General features: G+C 36.9%; 17 protein-coding genes. 13 read left to right on the forward strand and 4 right to left on the reverse strand.

Annotation, left to right across the window (positions count from 1 at the left end; all coding sequences use genetic code 11):
• A complete protein-coding gene (locus tag E0946_RS05530; protein WP_133201470.1) occupies positions 1-1,260 on the forward strand; it encodes a glycosyltransferase in 1,260 nt (419 codons plus the stop codon).
• A gap of 149 nt (positions 1,261-1,409) precedes the next feature.
• Positions 1,410-3,710, forward strand: coding sequence for a M14 family zinc carboxypeptidase (locus E0946_RS05535; protein ID WP_133201471.1), 2,301 nt, complete (start codon positions 1,410-1,412; stop codon positions 3,708-3,710).
• A gap of 2 nt (positions 3,711-3,712) precedes the next feature.
• Here E0946_RS05535 and E0946_RS05540 read toward each other — a convergent pair whose 3' ends face one another.
• From E0946_RS05540 to E0946_RS05555, 4 genes are all read right to left on the reverse strand, one after another.
• Complete coding sequence (locus E0946_RS05540) at positions 3,713-5,749, reverse strand: SUMF1/EgtB/PvdO family nonheme iron enzyme (protein WP_133201472.1); 2,037 nt, start codon at positions 5,747-5,749, stop codon at positions 3,713-3,715.
• Positions 5,746-8,871 carry an isoleucine--tRNA ligase gene (gene ileS, locus E0946_RS05545; RefSeq protein ID WP_133201473.1) on the reverse strand — a complete coding sequence of 1,042 codons (3,126 nt, stop codon included), beginning with the start codon at positions 8,869-8,871 and terminating at the stop codon, positions 5,746-5,748. Before ileS ends, E0946_RS05540 begins: the two co-directional genes overlap by 4 nt.
• Positions 8,872-8,926: 55 nt before the next feature.
• A complete protein-coding gene (locus tag E0946_RS05550; RefSeq protein WP_133201474.1) occupies positions 8,927-9,292 on the reverse strand; it encodes a hypothetical protein in 366 nt (121 codons plus the stop codon).
• 133 nt (positions 9,293-9,425) lie between these two features.
• A complete protein-coding gene (locus E0946_RS05555) occupies positions 9,426-9,920 on the reverse strand; it encodes a hypothetical protein (protein ID WP_133201475.1) in 495 nt (164 codons plus the stop codon).
• 334 nt (positions 9,921-10,254) lie between these two features.
• On the opposite strand from E0946_RS05555, the gene E0946_RS05560 reads away from it, so the two are divergent.
• From E0946_RS05560 to E0946_RS05610, 11 genes are all read left to right on the forward strand, one after another.
• A complete protein-coding gene (locus tag E0946_RS05560) occupies positions 10,255-11,379 on the forward strand; it encodes a M20/M25/M40 family metallo-hydrolase (protein ID WP_133201476.1) in 1,125 nt (374 codons plus the stop codon).
• A gap of 9 nt (positions 11,380-11,388) precedes the next feature.
• A complete protein-coding gene (gene dapB, locus E0946_RS05565) occupies positions 11,389-12,129 on the forward strand; it encodes a 4-hydroxy-tetrahydrodipicolinate reductase (protein ID WP_243713764.1) in 741 nt (246 codons plus the stop codon).
• Positions 12,123-12,899 (forward strand): diaminopimelate epimerase, encoded by a 777-nt coding sequence (dapF, locus tag E0946_RS05570; protein ID WP_133201478.1) that lies wholly within the window; start codon positions 12,123-12,125, stop codon positions 12,897-12,899. Before dapB ends, dapF begins: the two co-directional genes overlap by 7 nt.
• Positions 12,887-13,516: a helix-turn-helix domain-containing protein gene (locus tag E0946_RS05575; RefSeq protein WP_133201479.1), complete on the forward strand. Its 630-nt coding sequence runs from the start codon at positions 12,887-12,889 to the stop codon at positions 13,514-13,516. The genes dapF and E0946_RS05575 overlap by 13 nt, the downstream gene beginning before the upstream one ends.
• Before the next feature lie 67 nt (positions 13,517-13,583).
• Positions 13,584-14,069: a ferritin family protein gene (locus E0946_RS05580; protein WP_133201480.1), complete on the forward strand. Its 486-nt coding sequence runs from the start codon at positions 13,584-13,586 to the stop codon at positions 14,067-14,069.
• A 116-nt stretch (positions 14,070-14,185) separates the two neighbouring features.
• Positions 14,186-14,599, forward strand: a complete 414-nt coding sequence (locus E0946_RS05585; protein WP_243713765.1) for a lytic transglycosylase domain-containing protein — start codon at positions 14,186-14,188, stop codon at positions 14,597-14,599.
• Positions 14,600-14,656: 57 nt separating this feature from the next.
• Complete coding sequence (locus E0946_RS05590; protein ID WP_133201482.1) at positions 14,657-15,334, forward strand: hypothetical protein; 678 nt, start codon at positions 14,657-14,659, stop codon at positions 15,332-15,334.
• A 113-nt stretch (positions 15,335-15,447) separates the two neighbouring features.
• Complete coding sequence (locus tag E0946_RS05595; protein WP_133201483.1) at positions 15,448-16,749, forward strand: bifunctional folylpolyglutamate synthase/dihydrofolate synthase; 1,302 nt, start codon at positions 15,448-15,450, stop codon at positions 16,747-16,749.
• 129 nt (positions 16,750-16,878) lie between these two features.
• A complete protein-coding gene (locus tag E0946_RS07460; RefSeq protein ID WP_133201484.1) occupies positions 16,879-17,190 on the forward strand; it encodes a DUF975 family protein in 312 nt (103 codons plus the stop codon).
• A gap of 37 nt (positions 17,191-17,227) precedes the next feature.
• A complete protein-coding gene (locus E0946_RS07465; RefSeq protein WP_133201485.1) occupies positions 17,228-17,635 on the forward strand; it encodes a DUF975 family protein in 408 nt (135 codons plus the stop codon).
• A gap of 204 nt (positions 17,636-17,839) precedes the next feature.
• Positions 17,840-19,425 (forward strand): PEP/pyruvate-binding domain-containing protein (locus E0946_RS05610; RefSeq protein WP_133201486.1); only part of this gene is annotated, 1,586 nt, incomplete at its 3' end.

Here is a 19,425-nt window from a genome sequence, read left to right on the forward strand (position 1 = left end):
ATGCATATACTTTACATCAGCTATTTTTATCCTCCCCTGGGAGGTCCTGCTTCTTTACGAAATGTCAAGGTAGTTAAATACCTCGCTCAAGAAGGAATCAGCTGTGATGTTATAACCGTTAGCGATATTGAATACATTCAACGTGACTTTTCTTTACTTTCTGAATGCAGAGAACAAAGATTAATACGGACTGATTCTCTTGATCCTATGGCATTATTCCGTAAGACTGGTATCAGTAAAGGTAATCAAGCAACGGGACTTTATATGAACACTCCAGAGAATATAAAGCTCTGGATTAGAAGGCTTTATCTCTTAGACGAAAAAATTGGCTGGAATCCTTTTCTTATTAAAGCAGGTAGAAAAGCTATATCTGAAACTCATTATGACTTGATTTACATTTCTCTGGGACCTTTTTCTTCTGGAGTTGGTGCATATAAGCTTTCTAAAGAAAGTGGTATTCCTCTGGTTTTAGATATGCGAGATTACTGGAATCTACTGTCGGACTATAATTTACAAGCTACCACCCTTCATCGAAAATACGCCTGGAACTGGGAAAAGCGATTCTATTCCTATGCCAGTTTGATAGTTACCGCTACACAGGGTATAGAGAGAGACATCATTAAAGCCTTCGGTCCCGAATTTGCTGAAAAGACTCTAACCGTCTATAATGGCTGGGATGAAAATGATTTTATTGATTTACCTACTGTCCCTAAACCTTCTGAATATACCTTTTCTTATTTTGGAAGTATCTATGCTCGTCGCAATATGAACGCTTTTTATAAAGCTCTACATCGTCTGCTTGAAGAGGGAAAAATCCCTCAGAATATAAAGGTACGACTATTCGGCAATTATTTTAAGGAGACCAGAGAAGAAATAACTCAAAGCGGTATCACTAATCTTATAGAAATCATTCCTCCTCTTGAACATAGAGAGGCTCTGGCTAATATGATGGCTTCTGATGTACTGTTGCTGGTTATCAATAGTAGCAGTCCCTATGGCACATTAACTTCTAAGTTGGGAGAATATTTAAGAACACAAAAACCTATCCTGGCAATGATTCCTTATTACGGTGAAGCTGCAGAACTTCTTCGTGAATGTGGACATAATTATATCTGTGCAATGGAATCTGCAGATACCATTTATCATACTCTAAAAAGGCTTTTTTCGGAAACAGAGCATAATTATCAAATTCCCTGGGAAATGGAAAAGAGTAAGCAAGTACATAATTTAGCGAATAGATTGAAAGAGATGTTGGGATAAAACTGAAAGATTTTTATTTAATTGCTTATAAATTGCAAAATATAACTACTTTTTCTTAAAAATTCAGGTATTATATTTATTCAGGTTGTAAAATGAATAAAATAATTGGCTTATAATTTGCATTATTAAAGGTTAAAAAGGATATTAAAATGCAGAAGAGATACTTTCCTTTCATATTAATATTTTTTACTGTTCTGACTATAAAGATTCAAGCACTACCTTCCTGTTATTATACTTACGATCAGATATCTCAACTGCTTTCTACCTATGAAAGTCAATATCCTGATATAGCCAAAAAAGTGCTCATTGGATATTCTCAAGAAGATCATATCCCCATCTATGCTATGCGCATCACAGATAATGTTAATCAGGATGAAGAAGAGCCAGCCTTGCTTTTTGTAGGACAGGTTCACGCGGAAGAAGTTCTGGGAGTTCAGATTACGATGAGCAATATTGCTGAGATTTTAACTAATAGATATCAGCTTCCCTATATGCAATGGATAAATCAGCTTGACTTATGGTTTGTCCCCACCCTTAATCCTGAAGGACATAATGTAGTGACCTCCAATCTTGACTCTTCCTACCGTAAGAATAAGAGAGACAATAATATGAATGGAATTTTTGATTTCAGTCCTCAGGTGGGATATGATGTAGATGGAGTAGATATAAACAGGAATTTTAGTTTTAACTGGGTGCATGGAGACACCTTATTCCAACCTGGAGGTTTAGAAGTCTGGGATTATTATAGAGGTCCCGCTCCTATGAGTGAAAGTGAAAATCAAGCCATAAAAGAATTAGCAGACCGTTATAAATTCATTTATTCCATCTGTTGGCATTCCTCTCGTACCGGCAACCTAAGTGAAAAGTGTTATTATTCATTTAATTGGAAGAATGTAAGACCTTCACCCGATTTAGCCTTTTCTGCCTCTATAGCCAGTGGAATAGCTTCTCACATAATTAAAGAAACCGGAACAGGAACCTATGATTATTTCCCCAATCTTAGTCGTCAGGGTGCATTCCATGATTGGATGTATCAACAATATGGGACTTTTCAAGTTTTGATAGAATGTGGAACCAGTAATATACAACCCGATTCCACGCTGATGGTAAATACAGTTCAAAGATGTAGCAATGGTGTTCGCTGGTTAATCAATAGAGCTCTACCCTCTTCTGAAGCAGTATCAAGCAATTCTATGTTAACAGGAAAAATTAGAGATGCCGTTACTAATGAACCTCTGGAAGCAGAAATAATCATCCAACAACATAATGCTCCCTGGTTTAGACCTCGTACTTCCAACCCAACTACAGGAAGATTTTACCGTCCTTTAGCTTCTGGAGTTTATACCATTCAGGTTAGAAAAAAAGGCTATTGGGATACCATTATCCCCAGTCAAATGGTACAAAATAGTAACTGGACGCAAATACAAGTATATTTACAGCCCCGCGAACCGGCAATTCTAAACGGAAACATCAATGCCAACGGTGAAAATATTAATGCTCGCATTATTATTGGTGATGTTTTCCCAGATACTCTGATGGTTAATGGCAATTTTATTTTTCATGGTTACGAAGGAGAATATCCTGTAGAAATTTATGCGGAAGGCTATTTCCCTTGGAATGGTACAGTGACTTTGAGCCCTGGAGAAAATTTTTTAACGATAGAACTTAGTCCTATAAAAATGCTTTTTAGTGAAGATTGGGAAAATGGAACTGAAAGATGGGAAATAAATGGTCCCTGGGTGCGTCAAAATTCTCTGTCGGTTTCCGGTTATGCCATAACAGATAGCTGGGGTGGAAATGGATTCTATGCTATGAATTGTGATGTCTGGATTAAAACGGCTCAACCTATCTATATTCCAATAGATGCTTCCACGATGCTAATCTTTGACTCTCATCTATATACAGAATATCAATTTGACCCTGCAAGAGTGGAAATCTCAACGGATAATTTGAACTGGGAATGCATCTGGGAAAAATCGGGAGAACTTAGTTATTTCCAGAAAGAAATGGTCTCATTAGATAGCTTTCAAGGACAGAATATCTATCTCCGCTTCCATTTAACTGATAATTCAACAGATATAGATTTAACTGACCCTGGTTGGACTATTGATAATATCCTGATTATTAATGGAACTGCTACTCCAAACTGTGATCCCAGTTTACCTTCTATCCCTCGCTTAGTCCTTTATCCCCCTTATCCCAATCCATTTAACCCTGAAACCACTATCCGTTATAGCTTAGCAGAACCTACAGATATAACTTTAAATATATATAATACAAAAGGACAAATGGTTCGTCAACTGGAAAAATGCACTAAAAATGCTGGAGCTTATCAGGTAATCTGGAATGGAAAAGATAATAGTGGTAAAGATGTTGGTAGCGGAATTTATTTCTGTGTCCTCTCTGGAGGAAAAGATAAACAGTTCCAAAAAATGGTGTTATGCAAATAAACTTAATGGGTGCGAACTAAACGAAATCCTACAAAAGGATAACCTTTAGCAGGATCACCTTTAGTTCGGTAAACCACACTTAAATTAGTCCCCAATCCATTGTTAACACTGCCACCCCGAATAACTTTTAAAGTTCCAGATGCAGGACCTCTTGGATTAACAAACTCATTTAGAGAAGAGGGATAATCTTCAGAATACCAGTCCCAGCACCATTCTGCTACATTTCCAGTCATATCATAAATTCCATAAGCATTAGGCTTTTTCTGATAACCAACAGTCCTATATCTTCTTCCGCTGTTTTCTCTATACCAGGCAACTTCATCCGCATCATCGGAACCACTATAAGTATATAATTGTCCACCTTTAGCTGCCATTTCCCATTCCGCTTCAGTAGGTAAACGATAACCATTTGCTTTGAAATTACAGGTGACAGAACTGGCATTGTTTCCTAAAATGGTATAAGCTGGTGTTAGACCTTCTGCCTCACTACGAGCATTGCAATAGCGAACAATATTCATCCAGCTAACATTATCAACGGGTAAGTTATCTCCTACAAAACTTACATTAGCTGGTTTCATATATTGATTCCACTCTTTTTGAGTGACCTCATATTTACCCATATAAAAGCCATTTTGCACAACATTATGATTAGGATTTTCCTTTAAACGGGTAAAACCAAAAGTGCCGTCTGGGACATATACAAAAAGGTCTCTATCAGGTGAAGTATCAATTTTAACCGCACTACCAGATGAGCCAGAATAGGAAGATTGATTCTGAGATAAAATAGCCTTACGGGGATCTACTCGTGAATCTATAGTATTATAGTTTTGGTTTTTCAAAGTGTCTCTATGATTGAAGATAGTTTTATTCTGATATTCATTATTGATGGTATCCTCTTCACCTATAGAAGAAATCCAGGTGCTGGAAGTACCGTTATCTTTCGTTATTTTTGACCAATTTATGGCAAAGAAGATAACTATTGCCGCTACTCCGATAACTATGGCAGTAATGATAATCCAATCTTTACTTGTCTTTGGTTCAGGCACTTGCATAGGTGATATAACTTCTGGTTGCAATTTATTGCCTGACAGTTCATATACTTCATCTTTTTCTATATCAATTAAGGCATTCAGACCCTTCAGCACATCACGCAAGGTATTATATCTCTGCAAGACATTGCGATGTAAACATTCTCCCAGTACTTTATTCATACTTAATGTAATACCAGGGATATAAGTAAATTTATGTTCGCTTAAAATTTCATCATTATAGACCGTTTCCGCCAATTGATTGGCAGAAAGCATTTGAGCAAGCAAAACGCCCAGATGAAAAACTTCATCTCGCTCATCTGTTGTCTCATAACTGATGCCAGAAGTCAAAATGGTGATTGTATTAGTCTCTTGATTTAAAATTAAGTCATTAAGGGTAAGGTTTTTAATACTCAGTCCCAACTGATGAATGTCCATTGCGGCTGAAACGAGTTGTTTAGCAATCTCCCTGACCAGAGATTCCTTTAATAGTTCAGGATTATAAGTCTTAATCTTTGATAGGGAAATTCCTTCCACAATTTCTGTCACAATATATACTGGGTTGTTATTGTAATTGATTTCTTCTACATGAACTATATAAGGATTCTCAAGTTTTTGAACTCTATTCAGCCAGTTTTGGAGGGTAATGATATTTTCTAAATTGGAGTATTTATAGGGGAAAAATAGTTTCAGGACATACTGTTTACCTTCTTTTTCCACCAGATAGTGCACTCCATCAGTATCTTTTCCTTGAAGTTTGATAACTTTGTAATTATAGAAGGATGTCCCAGGTTCTAAAGTCTGATAAGCCACAAAAGACATATCTTCACTTTCTGGCTCTCGCTTAATAACCTTTTTCTGCGGTTTAATCTTATCTTCCTGCGATGGATGTTCTTCCCAGCCTTCAATTTTTTGCCCACAGTAACTACAGAACTTAGCATTAATTGGAATTTTCTTTCCGCAATTGCTACAAAAGAGTTTATTCATCCCACTGTTTTGCCCTTCATTCATTTATTTTCCACCTTATATATCTTTAAATAAACTTCCTTTCCGTTTATATCATAAACTTGCATATTCTGAGAGGAATTAACTCTTCGCAGTTCGTCACTTAGAGTTTCCTTCTTAATGTATTCATTATATTTATCTATAGCTGCCTGAATATCATCATCTCCATACCATTCTACCACAATTCTATCCAGTATATCAAAATCCTGCTCTTTTCTGGTAAATTGAATCTTATTAACCAATTCTCTGGCATATCCTTCCTGAAGCAAATCAGGGGTTAAAGTAGTATCCAGAGCAACAAATTTATCATTCATACTCTCAAAGACAAAGCCTTCCCGGGGAATAATTTGCACCACAACATCCTCGGGCACAAGGTCAATCCCCAAATCTGTAAGATGATAAACTCCAGAAGAATTAAAGGCAGAAAGCACTTCCTGACCTTTAAGCTTACTGAGAGCTTCAGTTATCGCTTTCATTTGCTTCCCATATTTAGGACCCATAATCTTGAACTGAGGTTTAACCTCATACTGCACAAAGTCATCCTCTTCAGAAACATAGACCAGATTATGGATATTAACTTCTTCCAGGATAAGCTCTCGCATAGATTCTACTATATCTTTATATTTAGCAGGCAAATACATCTTTTCAAGAGGCTGACGAATTTTTATCTGGCAGGCATTTCTTGCTGCTCTACCTAAGGAAACCAAATCAATCACTACCTGCATTTTATTTTCCAGTTCTAAATCAATAACTTCCTGATGAGAAAGAGGATAATCAGTTAGATGAACACTTTCTTTGCCTGTAAGATTGATAAAAAGTTCTTCAGAAAGATAAGGTGCAAAGGGAGCAACCAATTGTGCAACCGTTACTAACACCTGATAAAGAGTGTTATAGGCATCAATCTTATCTGAGGTCATCCCTGTTGCCCAGAACCTTCTTCTGCTCCTACGAACATACCAATTGGAAAGTTCATCTATAACAAAATCCTGTATGGCACGAACTGCTCTGGTTAACTCATATTCTTCCATCCATTCACGCACTTTATTTATAAGGCTATGTAGACGCGAGATAATCCAGCGATCCAGTTCAGCAATCCTTTGCCAATCAAGAGAATAGCTTGATGCATCATATCCGTCAATATTGGCATAAGTAGCAAAGAAGGAATAGGTATTCTTTAAGGTACCAATAAATTTACCTACAATTTCTCTCACTCCATCCACATCAAAACGAGTGGGAACCCAAGGAGGACTAACTTCCAGCAGATACCAGCGAATGGCGTCTGCTCCATATTCCTGCATCAACTCAATAGGGTCAACAGCATTTCCTTTGGACTTACTCATTTTTTGTCCATTTTTATCCAGAATCATCTCATTCACGAGGCAACTTTTATAGCTGGAAACGCCTTTAAATAAGGTTGAGATGGCAAGAAGAGAATAAAACCATCCCCGGGTTTGATCTATTCCTTCTGAGATAAAATCTGCAGGAAATAGCTCTTTATCAAAGTTATCAGCATTTTCAAAGGGATAATGCCATTGAGCAAAAGGCATAGAACCACTATCAAACCAGCAATCTATCACTTCGGGAGTGCGAATCATTGTCCCACCACAATGTTCACATTTTAGCACGACCTCATCAATATAAGGACGATGGAGTTCCAGGTTTTCAGGTATTGGCAAACCATTTTTTAAGGTGCCCTTATCTCTCAGTTCTTGAATGGAACCTATAGAAGTCCTTGCTCCACAATCATTACAAATCCATATATTTAAAGGAGTGCCCCAGAATCTATCTCTTGAAAGAGCCCAATCAACATTATTTTCCAGCCACTCACCAAAGCGTTTTTCTCCAACAAAAGGAGGATACCAACGGATTTGCCGGTTATTTTCTAATAGCTGTTCCTTAAAATCGGAGGTACGAATATACCAGGTGTCTCTGGCATAATAGATGAGAGGACTTTGACAACGCCAGCAATGAGGATAACTATGTTTAACCTGTTCTCTTTTATATAGATTTCCCTTTTCTTTCAGGAAACGAATAATATCTTTATCTGCTGCTTTAACAAATATTCCTGCCCAGGGCTCTACCGAAGAGGTAAATTTCCCTTCCGCATCAACTGGTTGAACCAAAGGAAGGTTATATTTCTTCCCTAATTGATAATCATCCTGTCCAAAAGCAGGTGCTGTGTGAACAATCCCTGTCCCTTCTTCCATAGAAACATAATCTGCTAAGCCTATGTACCAGGCAGGTTTATCTACCGGCAGAAAGTTAAACAAAGGCTCATATTGTTTGTATTCTAATTCTCGTCCAGAGAACTCACTGATAATTTCATATTCACCATCCAGCACATCCAAACGTTCTTTTGCCAGTATATAATATTCACCCTTATGAAACACTTTAACATAAGTGAAATCGGGATGAACTGCCAGAGCCACATTAGAAATCAAAGTCCAGGGTGTAGTAGTCCAGGCAAGATACCAGGTATTATCTTCTTCCCGGGCTTTGAATTTGATATAAATAGATGGGTCTTCCACTTCTTTATAACCCTGAGCTACTTCGTGAGAGGAAAGAGGAGTGCCACAACTTGGACAATAAGGCACAATTTTATGAGCTTTATAGAGTAAACCCCGTTTAAAGAAATCATTTAAAATATACCAGACAGATTCTATATACTCATTGTACATAGTGACATAGGGGTGTTCCAGGTCAATCCAGTAACCCATCAATTCTGTCATTTTAGTCCAGAGGTCTAAATAATTCCATACAGATTCCTTACAAGCCTGACAGAACTTTTCTATGCCATAATCTTCAATAGCCTTTTTGCTTTCCAAACCGAGTTGTTTTTCCACTTCAATCTCAACCGGTAATCCATGAGTGTCCCATCCTGCTTTTCTCTTTACTTGAAAACCAGTCATAGTTTTATAACGGCAGACTACATCCTTTAAGGTTCTTGCCATTACATGATGGATTCCAGGAGTTCCATTAGCAGTAGGAGGTCCTTCATAAAAGATAAAATTAGGAGCACCTTCCCGGAAAAGTACACTCTTTTGCAATAAATTATGCTGTTTCCAGTATTGACGGATGCTTCCTTCTAAATCCTGAGGAGTTGCTTTTAAATCTATATTTTTATACATATCACCTTTACAATCTAAATGACCTTATCCAAATTAATCTCTTTAACTGATATTTTTAACCAATCTTTTTTGTTCGTCCAAACTTTTTCTGTCCAGGAACAAAGGTTTTCTTAACCTGAGGTTGAGCGGGTTTCTTAGTATGTGCCACAGGAATAGTAGATTCAGTTTCTTCTTCTTCAACAGGTTTTTCCTCAAATAATTCGCTGAAATGCTCTTTTAAATCTTCATGTTCAGAGATATAGGTTTTCCACTCTTCCAGAGCAGTATCGCGGTCTACACAATGAGGACAGAGCACCAGCAGATTTTGCTCATTAATGCCAATCCAGCCACGGTCATAGCAATGGTCACAATGTTTTTTGCGACGATGTTTTTGAGCAATTTCCTGTGCTACTTCTAAATGTTCATCTGCAAGCTTAAACATAAACTCTCCTTTTTGGTTTTAAGGTTCTGGAGCATCTAGTAGCTCTCAAATTTAACTACATTCCTCATAAATAAACCAGTATTTAGAATATTGCTTTTCTGAAAAGGATTTTTTTCAACTATTTAACTAAGGTCTATTTTTTCTTCTTAGTTTTAGCAGGAGAAACGGGCTCAGCTATAGGCTCCGCTTCTTCTTGCTGCTTTTCTTCATTGTTGCCACCAAATTGCATAGGCTCTTCAATGACAGTTTTCTTCATTTCAACTCGCACAATTGGCACTATGCGATGTGTGACTATAAAGAGATTCTTATTACGGGCAAGTTCCAGTTTCTCTTCCGGGGTTAAGGCTTCAATTTCCTTCAGGTTAACTATCTTTTCAATCATACCCGTTGACATATCAACTATTTGGACAAAGGTTTGCTTTTCAACCATTAGGGTTACCTCCAGGGTATATTTTTCAGGGAATTTATTACAAATGTTGATTACAAAATCCAGATACTCATCACGATAAATGTCAAACCAATTACGGAAAGAGCGACATTTTGCCACACGAGGACAAACTGAACATAGTGGAGCTGCCACTTGACGATGATGTTTCAATTCGCAGGTATAGAGTATGGATTTATTCATAGCTTACAATTTCCTTCTTATATATACTAATGTCAAGAAATATCGTGAAGCTGTGGTAATCTTCCTGGATTCTTTATATTAAAAATATTCTCTCTTTTATCTGTTTCTTCTCACCTACAAATCAAATTTTATCCAGCATAAACTTGAAAAAAGTGTGACTGCTTTTCCTCTTTATATGGCTAAAATTATATTATCCACCATCCTGGATAACTAAAGGGAGTTATACTATATTTTATCCAGGGCTATCTTATTGTGAATCTTCCGCTAAAAGCTTTGACAAAAAAACGAATGGTAAATATATGTATAATAAAAGAAACCTATTTAAGGAGAAGAGATGCAAGACGAGGTAGTTAATTATTTCCTGGAACTTATCTCTATTGACAGTGAATCAGGAGATGAAAGAGCTATAATAGACCGTCTTAAAGCAGATTTAAAAGCTTTGGGAGTCAAAGTTGAGGAAGATGATGCTTATGTTTTGACTGGTGGAAACGCTGGAAATCTCTATGCTCAAATTCCAGGAAACCTAAATAAAAAACCTATCTTATTTTGTGCTCATTCAGATACCGTTAAACCGGGAAAAGGTATTAAACCTATAGTTAAAGATGGCATTATATATTCTGATGGGACTACTATACTTGGCTCAGATGACAAATCCGGAATTGCAGAACTCATTACCGCTCTTAAGGAAATAATTGAAAGTGGTGAAAAGCTTCCTCCTATTGAGGTCTTAATCACTGTCTCCGAAGAAGTAGGTTTATTAGGTGCCAAACATTTTGATAAATCCAGATTAGAATCTGCCTGGGGTTATGCACTGGATACTCATCAAGTGGAAGAATTGGTTATTGGTGCTCCCGCTCAAAACTCTATTCAAATAACATTCTTGGGGAAAGAATCTCACGCAGGTGTGGAACCCGAAAAAGGAATTAATGCTATCCGGGTTGCAGCAGAAGCCATTACTGCTATGCCTCTTGGACGAATTGACCACGAAACCACCAGTAATATAGGTCTCATCAATGGCGGTGTTGCCACAAATATTGTCCCCAATAAAGTTGAAGTCAAAGGTGAAGCACGAAGTCATAACCACTCTAAACTGGAGCAGCTTACCTCTGATATCCGTCATTGTGTGGAACAAGCAGTTCAGCATTTTCAATATGACTTTGGTGGTGCTTCTTTTGATTGGAAAGTAAATCTGGAATATGAAGCATTTCATATCCAGGAAAGTGAACCTGTGGTTCAAATAGCTATAGATGCAATGCATAGGATAGGATTGACTCCAAAGATTACTATAGGTGGCGGCGGTAGTGATGCTAATATTATCAATGCCAGTGGTTTGCCTATGATTATCTGTGGCACTGGAATGAATAAAGTGCATACATTAAATGAAGAAATTGAAATTGAACAACTGCTAAAAGGAAAAGAATTTCTTAAAGCGTTAATCCGTCGTTATGCTGAATTATAAGGAAATATTATGTTAAATATCACTTTAATCGGTTATGGTAAGATGGGGAAAATGATTGCCAGCTTAGCAGAACAACATGGCTGCAAGGTAAAATCTATTATTGACCCCCATCAAGAAGGTTGTGAAAAAGAGATCAGAGAAGACCTGCTCGGTGAAGTTTGTATTGATTTCACTCAACCCCAATCAGTTCTGGAGAATATCAAAAAAGTTGCTGCCGTAGGAAAACATATGGTGGTAGGAACGACAGGTTGGAATAAATATGAGGATGAAGTGCGAAAAATTGTGGAAGCAAACAACATCGGTTTAGTCTTTGGAGCAAATTTTTCAATTGGAATGAATATCTTTAATCGGATTGTGCGCTATGCTGCTTCACTTTGCGATAAATTTCCTATCTACGATGTCTGTGGCTGGGAAATGCATCATAATCAGAAAGCAGATAGTCCTTCTGGTACTGCTATTCAGCTTGCCGAAACTATTATTTCTCAAAGCAGCACTAAAGAAACGGCAATATATGACCGCTTGAATAGACCTATTAATAAGAGCGAACTGCATTTTGCCAGTCTTAGAGGTGGTTCAGAACCCGGTTGGCATAACATTATTTTTGATTCTGAAAATGATACCATAGAACTTTCTCACCATGTTCGTTCCCGAGCTTGTTTTGCCACAGGAGCTTTAAAAGCAGCTCAATGGATTTCCGTTCATAAAGGAATGTACAGTTTTAACCAGATGATGGAAGACCTTTTATGTTAATTCCTTTTAGTAAAATGGAGGCTCAGGGAAACGACTTCGTAATCCTGGAGTTAATTCCTGCTTTAAAGACCAATCTGCCATTAAATATTCTGGCAGCAGATATTTGTAAAAATCACACGGGAGTTGGAGCAGATGGATTGGTCATACTTTTAGCTTCTGAGGTCGCTGATGGGAAAATGATTATTTATAATAAAGATGGAAGTCGTGCTGAAATGTGTGGTTCTGCTCTTCGTTGTTGTGCTTCTCTTCTTTCTGGATATACGGGTAAAAAGGAATTAAAGATTGAAACTGATAGCGGTGTTAAGAGAGCCAATATCAAAGCAGAGGGCATTCAAGTAAGTCTGGGTCAACCTACCTTAATAAAGGATCATATTTGGGTAGAAGGAATTGAAGGCACTTTAGTAGATATAGGAAACCTGCATTTTGTCTCCTATCAAGATGTTTTAAATGGACAGGAACAGCGTTTAGGTCCTCTTCTGGAAAAACATCCTTCCTTTCCGGGACCGGTTAATGTAGAATTTGTCCATCCTTATTCTGCTAAAGAGATAGAAATGAAAGTATGGGAAAAAGGTGTCGGACCCACTCAAGCTTGTGGAACGGGCGCTGTTGCAAGTGTCTTTACTGGCATAAATCGTGGTATCTTAGCAGATGAGGTTAAGGTAAATATGCCGGGTGGGGAAGTTCTTATCCGAAAACTTGAGAATGGAGAATTCCTCCTTGAAGGACCAGTAACCAATGTTTTCAATGGAGTTTACATATGGAAGATTTAGGTGCTTACCTGAAAAAGCTGAGAGAAGAAAAGAATATCTCTTATGACCAGATTTATGAAGATTTGCGTTTGAGAGAAGAACAGGTCCGACTTATGGAAGAAAATCGCTTTGCAGAAATTGGTTATATTGGTTTTGCCCGAGCTATGGTCTTTAATTATGCACGCTATCTGGAAGCCGATATAGATGAAGTGATGCAAAAATTTAACCTTTTAATGCCTGAGAATATAAAGAAAGTGGAACCTGAAACTCAGGAGACGGGAAAAAAGATTTTACTCTCTCCGAATCTCTTCTGGATTATAGGTATTATTTTAATAGTTGTTATTCTGGGAGCAATATTATGGCATGCTCATAATGCTGGCTGGTTACAGATGCCTGATATATTTAAAACCAGTTCTGCTGATACTACTTCCGTTGAAAAATTAACCCAACCAGAAGAAAAGGATATTACCCAAAAAGACCCTATCCGTGAAAGACAAAAAGCTTTGATGGATTCTATCACCAAAGCTCAAAATACACAGAAGGTTACCGTCCAGAAAAACCAACCTTCTAATATTGATACAATGGATATTGTAGGAGAGATTATTGGTCCTTCTATAATGGATATTTCAGACCAATAAATATTTATGTTTTATAGCGGAATCTATTATATTATTTATAGACAAAAAACTTTAAAAGGAGAAAAAAATGGCTGTTTATTCTATTAACGAAATCATTGAAATGGCTGTCCAAATTGAACGGAATGGTTATGCTTTCTATAATGAAGCCACCAAACGTAAAGACCTGGATGACAAAAGTCATGAGTTCATAAGTTGGCTTAGAGATCAAGAACTGGAACATGAAAAGAAATTCTTAAGCCTGAGAGATGACACCGAATTGAAAAGCTTAGAATTATCCCAGGATTGGGAATTAGTAGCTTTATATCTAAAAACTATAGTGGAAGGTAGGATTTTTAACAGTGAAGATTCTGCTATTCGTCGTGCCATTGAAGCTAAAAATATAACTGAGATAATAGATTATGCTATCAACTTTGAAAAAGATACCTTACTCTATTTTCAAGCCATTAGTAATAATATTACCTATCCCAAAGCTATAGATATCTTACATCAAATCATCAACGAAGAAATATCACATATTATAAAATTAGCTGATTACAAAAAGAATATCAGCTAATCCTGGATATGTCCAGAAGAAAATCAAAAAGCAGGATAAAAAAATATTGCTTGACCTTCTTTATCCTGCTTTTGTCTTTTTTCATTCTCCTTTATAATCCCATAACCCTGAGATTAATGACTCTCGGAGTTGCTATTTACTACAAAATAGACCCTAAAATTTTCTATCATTTAATCTATACTGAGAGTAAATTTTACAATTTTGCACTCTCTCCTTCTAAGGCTAAAGGTTTGGGTCAGATAAAAGAATCAACAGCTCTTTATATACATCAGAAACATAAACCAGGAAAGCTCTATTTTCCAATGTATAATCTAAAATTATCGGCTAAGTATATTCTCTATTTGCAAGAGCGTTTTCAGGGCAACTGGACTCTGGTTCTGGCTGCCTATAACTGGGGTGAATATAATGTGGCTCAAAGGATAAAAGGTATGTCTATAGACCCTTGCGCTGATTATCGTTATAAATTTAAAGATATTCCGGAAACCTATGATTATATCAATAAGATAATTCCTCCAGCAAAAAAGGCTTGACGATAAACAAGATCAAAAAAAAGCTAACTTTAACTTTGAACTTTTCAGGAGTTTGAAATGTTAAAAAATCAAAAGGGAAATGTAGTTTTCTGGATTGTAAGTGCTATATTAGCCATAGCACTGGTTTTTATTCTGGCTCTTCCAGGAAGCTTTAATCTTGATCCACAAAAGAATACAGACGATTGTACAACCAATATGAAAAATATCTGGGTTGCCACTAATGATTATATGCTGGATACAAATAAGGACTTTCAGGGTAACCTAAATATACTTAGAACAACTAAAAAGCCAGGAAGTAAATATTTTTATCTTAATGAAGAAAAATATTGCCCCGAAAGCCAGGGTAATAAGGTGGATTATATAGTCTTCGGTAAACATGTGACAGAAGATTTTGAAGGAGCTACCAGACATTATAACGGTATCATTATTATTTGCCCAAATCTGGCACGGTTTCCCAAACATATTTTAGAAAAATCATTCTACGATAATGTGAGCATAACTAAACTGCAAAATGTTATAGCAAACGATATAGACAAGATTAACACCTATACCAAATCTAATGGTAAACTAAAATATGAATCTCTAATGCGTTATATGAATTATTGGAAGAATACCAAACATACCGAATTTAATGCTTGTGTTAATGACCCTGAATATATCGCATTAAGAAGTGAACTTACCGGTGAATCTTCAGGTACTGTTCCTGGTGCCCAAACTGCTTCTGAAACAGAGTAAGCAACTACACCCTGATTATATATAGAACTTTATTCTCTAAAATCTTTAAAACCCTTCTCTCTACATATTCTGGGAGAAGGGTAATTTATTAGTAGAGGATTATAGATTTCCTAATGTTATACCAAGAATTTCTCAATCATATCTTTCAAAAATACTCAGGCAATGTAAAGCTTGAACTGACCCGGATGCAAAACTTACTTGAAGCTATGGGTAATCCACAGAATAGTCTAAGAGGTTTGCATATAGCTGGAACAAATGGCAAAGGAAGTGTGTGTGCAACTCTGGAAGCTCTGGCTTTGGCTCATAACTTAACGGTCGGTTTAAATACTTCTCCACATCTTATTAATTACACAGAACGCTTCCGTATAAATGGAAAAGAACTCCCCCTTGAAACAATTCTGAATATTTATCTACGCTATGAGGACCTCTTTGAAAAGTTTGAAGCCTCTTTTTTTGAAATCACTACTGCCATCGCTTTTCAGGCTTTTAAAGAAGCAAATTTGAATACTGCTATTATGGAAGTTGGATTGGGCGGAAGATTGGACGCTACCAACCTATTTACACCTGATATTGCGACAATTACTACTATCGGTTTAGACCATATTAAAACTTTAGGTGGAACTCTGGAACAAATTGCCACGGAAAAAGCTGGTATCATAAAGGAAAAAGTGCCTCTCGTTTTAGGTGAAATTGCCGAAAGCCCATTGAATATTATTTTAGAGAAAGCTAAACAATTAAATGCTCCGGTCTATCTACCTCAAAAAGATTATTTCTACCAGCTTAATAATATGGACCTAAATGGCATCCATTTTAATTATAGCTTTGGACCCTATACTTTCCAAAATCTTAATGCTAACCTTATCGGAGAACATCAAGCAACAAATGTAGCTCAAGCTCTCACTGCCTTTATTCTTTATTCAGAAAAACGAGGATTCCCTATTTCACCTACTAAGATACATTCAGCACTCCAAAACATCCATTGGCAAGGTAGAATGCAGGTTTTAGATACTTCTCCCGTTATTATAACTGACGGTGCTCACAATGTGCAAGGAGTTCAAGCCTTGCTTAATTCTTTGCATAAGCTATTCCCTGATCGCAGGTTCCGTTTCCTGGTCTCTATCTTAGCGGATAAAAATTACAAAGAAATGCTGGCTATGATTTGTGCTAATGCTGAAAAAATCTATATTGCTAAAAACGAATCAGATAGAGCAGCCAGCGTGGAAATGCAAAGTGCTGAAGTTAGTAAATATAAAGTCCCATTTGAAACTGCACCAACGGTTCAGGAAGCTTTTATAAAAGCAATCAATGAGCTGAGCAAAGATGATATTTTGATTTGCTGTGGCTCACTTTATACGGTTGGTGAAGTTCTTAATTATTATCCTCTGACAGATAAATTGATCAAACAAGCGGGATAGCTCTTAAAACCTGATCTCCTCATATTTTTTCTTCCTTATAATCTTAGCGGATTTTCATTTTATTTTTGCTTTTTAATTTTATGCCATCTATTATATCTTTAAATATCATACTTTTGGTGAGGAGATATAATGGATAATAAAGCTATTCGCATGGAAGCCAGAAGATTACTGGTAGGTAAATGGGGAAAACTTGCTTTAGTCTGGCTCATTTTATATGCAATTTATATCGTCAGTTCTTCCTTTTCCCAATGGTCATTTATTCTAACTCTTATCATTGCTGGACCTTTCACTCTTGGTATCTATAACATATTTTTGAAGATTTGGCGAGAAGAAGATTTTAAAATTGAAGAGATGTTCAACGGTTTTAAAGATTTTGGAAGAGCGTTAGGAACCTATCTTCTTATGACCCTCTATATCCTACTTGAATATCCCGAAGGATAAAATAACGGGAACCTTGCAGTTAGGAACCTATCTTCTTATGACCCTCTATATCCTACTCTGGTCTATTTTGTTAATTGTTCCGGGTATTATAGCAGCTATAAGTTATTCTAAGACCTTTTTTATCCTGGCGGAAAAACCTTATCTTAAACCTGCTGAAGCTTTAAGACTAAGTAAGAAAATGATGTATGGACACAAAACTCAATACTTTATGCTAATGTTATCATTCATTGGATGGTGTTTATTATCTATCTTAACTTTCGGGATTGGCTTCTTGTTTTTATATTCTTATATGACTATGGCTTCTACTATCTTCTATCAACAGATAAAAGGTGAAGTATCATATGAAGAAATTATTATAGAAAATATAGACCAATCTTCAGGACCTTCAACTGAAGAATCTGAAAAATCTACCGAGGAAGATTCTCCTAATCAGGATTTATATTAAATAATTTTAACTTAACTAATTATCTTAGACCGGCAAAGGTTCTAAGTTGATATTAGCAGATTCATTATTTAACTGCTAAGAGGATGGAGAGTTATTTCTTTTATCTCTAATTATACTTAGGCAAAAGAGGTTTAAGAATTGACAAAATAAGCCATTCTAAAAGATAGTAATAATAACAAGAAAATAATGTATTATGGAGGATAAATGTCTGCAACTAAATATGTTTACCTATTCGGCAATGGCAAAGCCGAAGGTAATGCAGAGATGAAAGATTTGCTTGGTGGAAAAGGTGCTAATCTGGCAGAAATGGACCTTATTGGCATTCCTGTTCCTCCTGGTTTTACAATCACTACAGAAGCTTGTATTGCTTATACGAAATATGGAACAGCTAAGATAAAAGAGCTTCTGGAAGATGATGTAAAAGCAGCGATGAAACATATAGAAGATATTATGCAGATGCAATTTGGTTCCAATGAAAACCCGCTTCTGGTTTCGGTTCGGAGTGGTGCACGAGCCTCAATGCCTGGTATGATGGATACTATCTTAAATCTCGGTTTGAATGATAATTCCATCCAGGGATTAATCAAAAAAACGCAAAATGAACGTTTTGCCTGGGATAGTTACCGCCGTTTTGTCCAGATGTATGGTGATGTGGTAATGGGTTTAAAACCCGAAAATAAAGAGGACCTGGACCCCTTTGAAGTTATAATGGATTCTTTAAAAAAGGAAAGGGGAATCACAAGTGATTTAGAGCTTACTGCAAGTGACCTTAAGGAACTGGTCTATCTTTTTAAAAGAGCTATAAAAGAGCGCACGGGAAAAGATTTTCCTGATGACCCCTGGGAACAACTCTGGGGAGCTATATTTGCGGTTTTTGATAGCTGGAATAATCCTCGTGCTATTTTCTATCGTAAATTACATAACATTCCAGATGATTGGGGAACTGCAGTAAATGTCCAGGCAATGGTCTTTGGTAATATGGGGAATAACAGTGCAACAGGAGTGGCTTTCACTCGTGATGCTGCAACGGGCGAGCATCTTTTCAACGGAGAATATCTTATCAATGCTCAAGGAGAGGATGTCGTTGCAGGTATCCGCACTCCTTTACAGATTACGAAAATTGGTTCTCAGCGTTGGGCTGCTTTAGCTGGTATATCTGAAGAAGAAAGAGTGGCAAAATATCCTTCTCTGGAAGAAGCAATGCCTGAAGTATATAAACAACTATTTGAAATTCAGAAAAAACTGGAAGAGCATGCTAAGGATATGCAGGATCTTGAATTCACTATCCAGGAAGGAAGATTGTGGCTGCTTCAAACTCGCACGGGAAAACGTACCGGATTTGCTATGGTTAAGATAGCAATGGATATGGTGCGAGAAGGCTTGATTGATGAAAAAACTGCCCTGCTAAGAATGGAACCAAATAAACTGGATGAGCTTTTACATCCTGTTTTCTCTCAAGAAGGACTGGCAAAAGCAAAAGAAATAGCTAAAGGTTTACCTGCTTCTCCTGGAGCAGCAACAGGTCAGATTGTCTTTTTTGCAGAAGATGCTGAAGCCTGGGCAGCTCAAGGTAAAAAGGTCATTTTGTGCCGATTAGAAACCTCTCCTGAAGACCTACGTGGTATGGCTGTAGCTCAGGGAATTCTTACTGCCCGCGGAGGAATGACTTCTCATGCTGCCGTCGTTGCAAGGGGTATGGGAAAATGCTGTGTCACTGGTGCTGGCTCTATCGTAATTGATTATAAAAATCGTACTATGACTACCAGAGGGAAAACTTATCACGAAGGTGA

The organism is Candidatus Syntrophosphaera thermopropionivorans (genome assembly GCF_004353895.1).
GTDB classification, from domain to species: Bacteria; Cloacimonadota; Cloacimonadia; order Cloacimonadales; family Cloacimonadaceae; genus Syntrophosphaera; species Syntrophosphaera thermopropionivorans.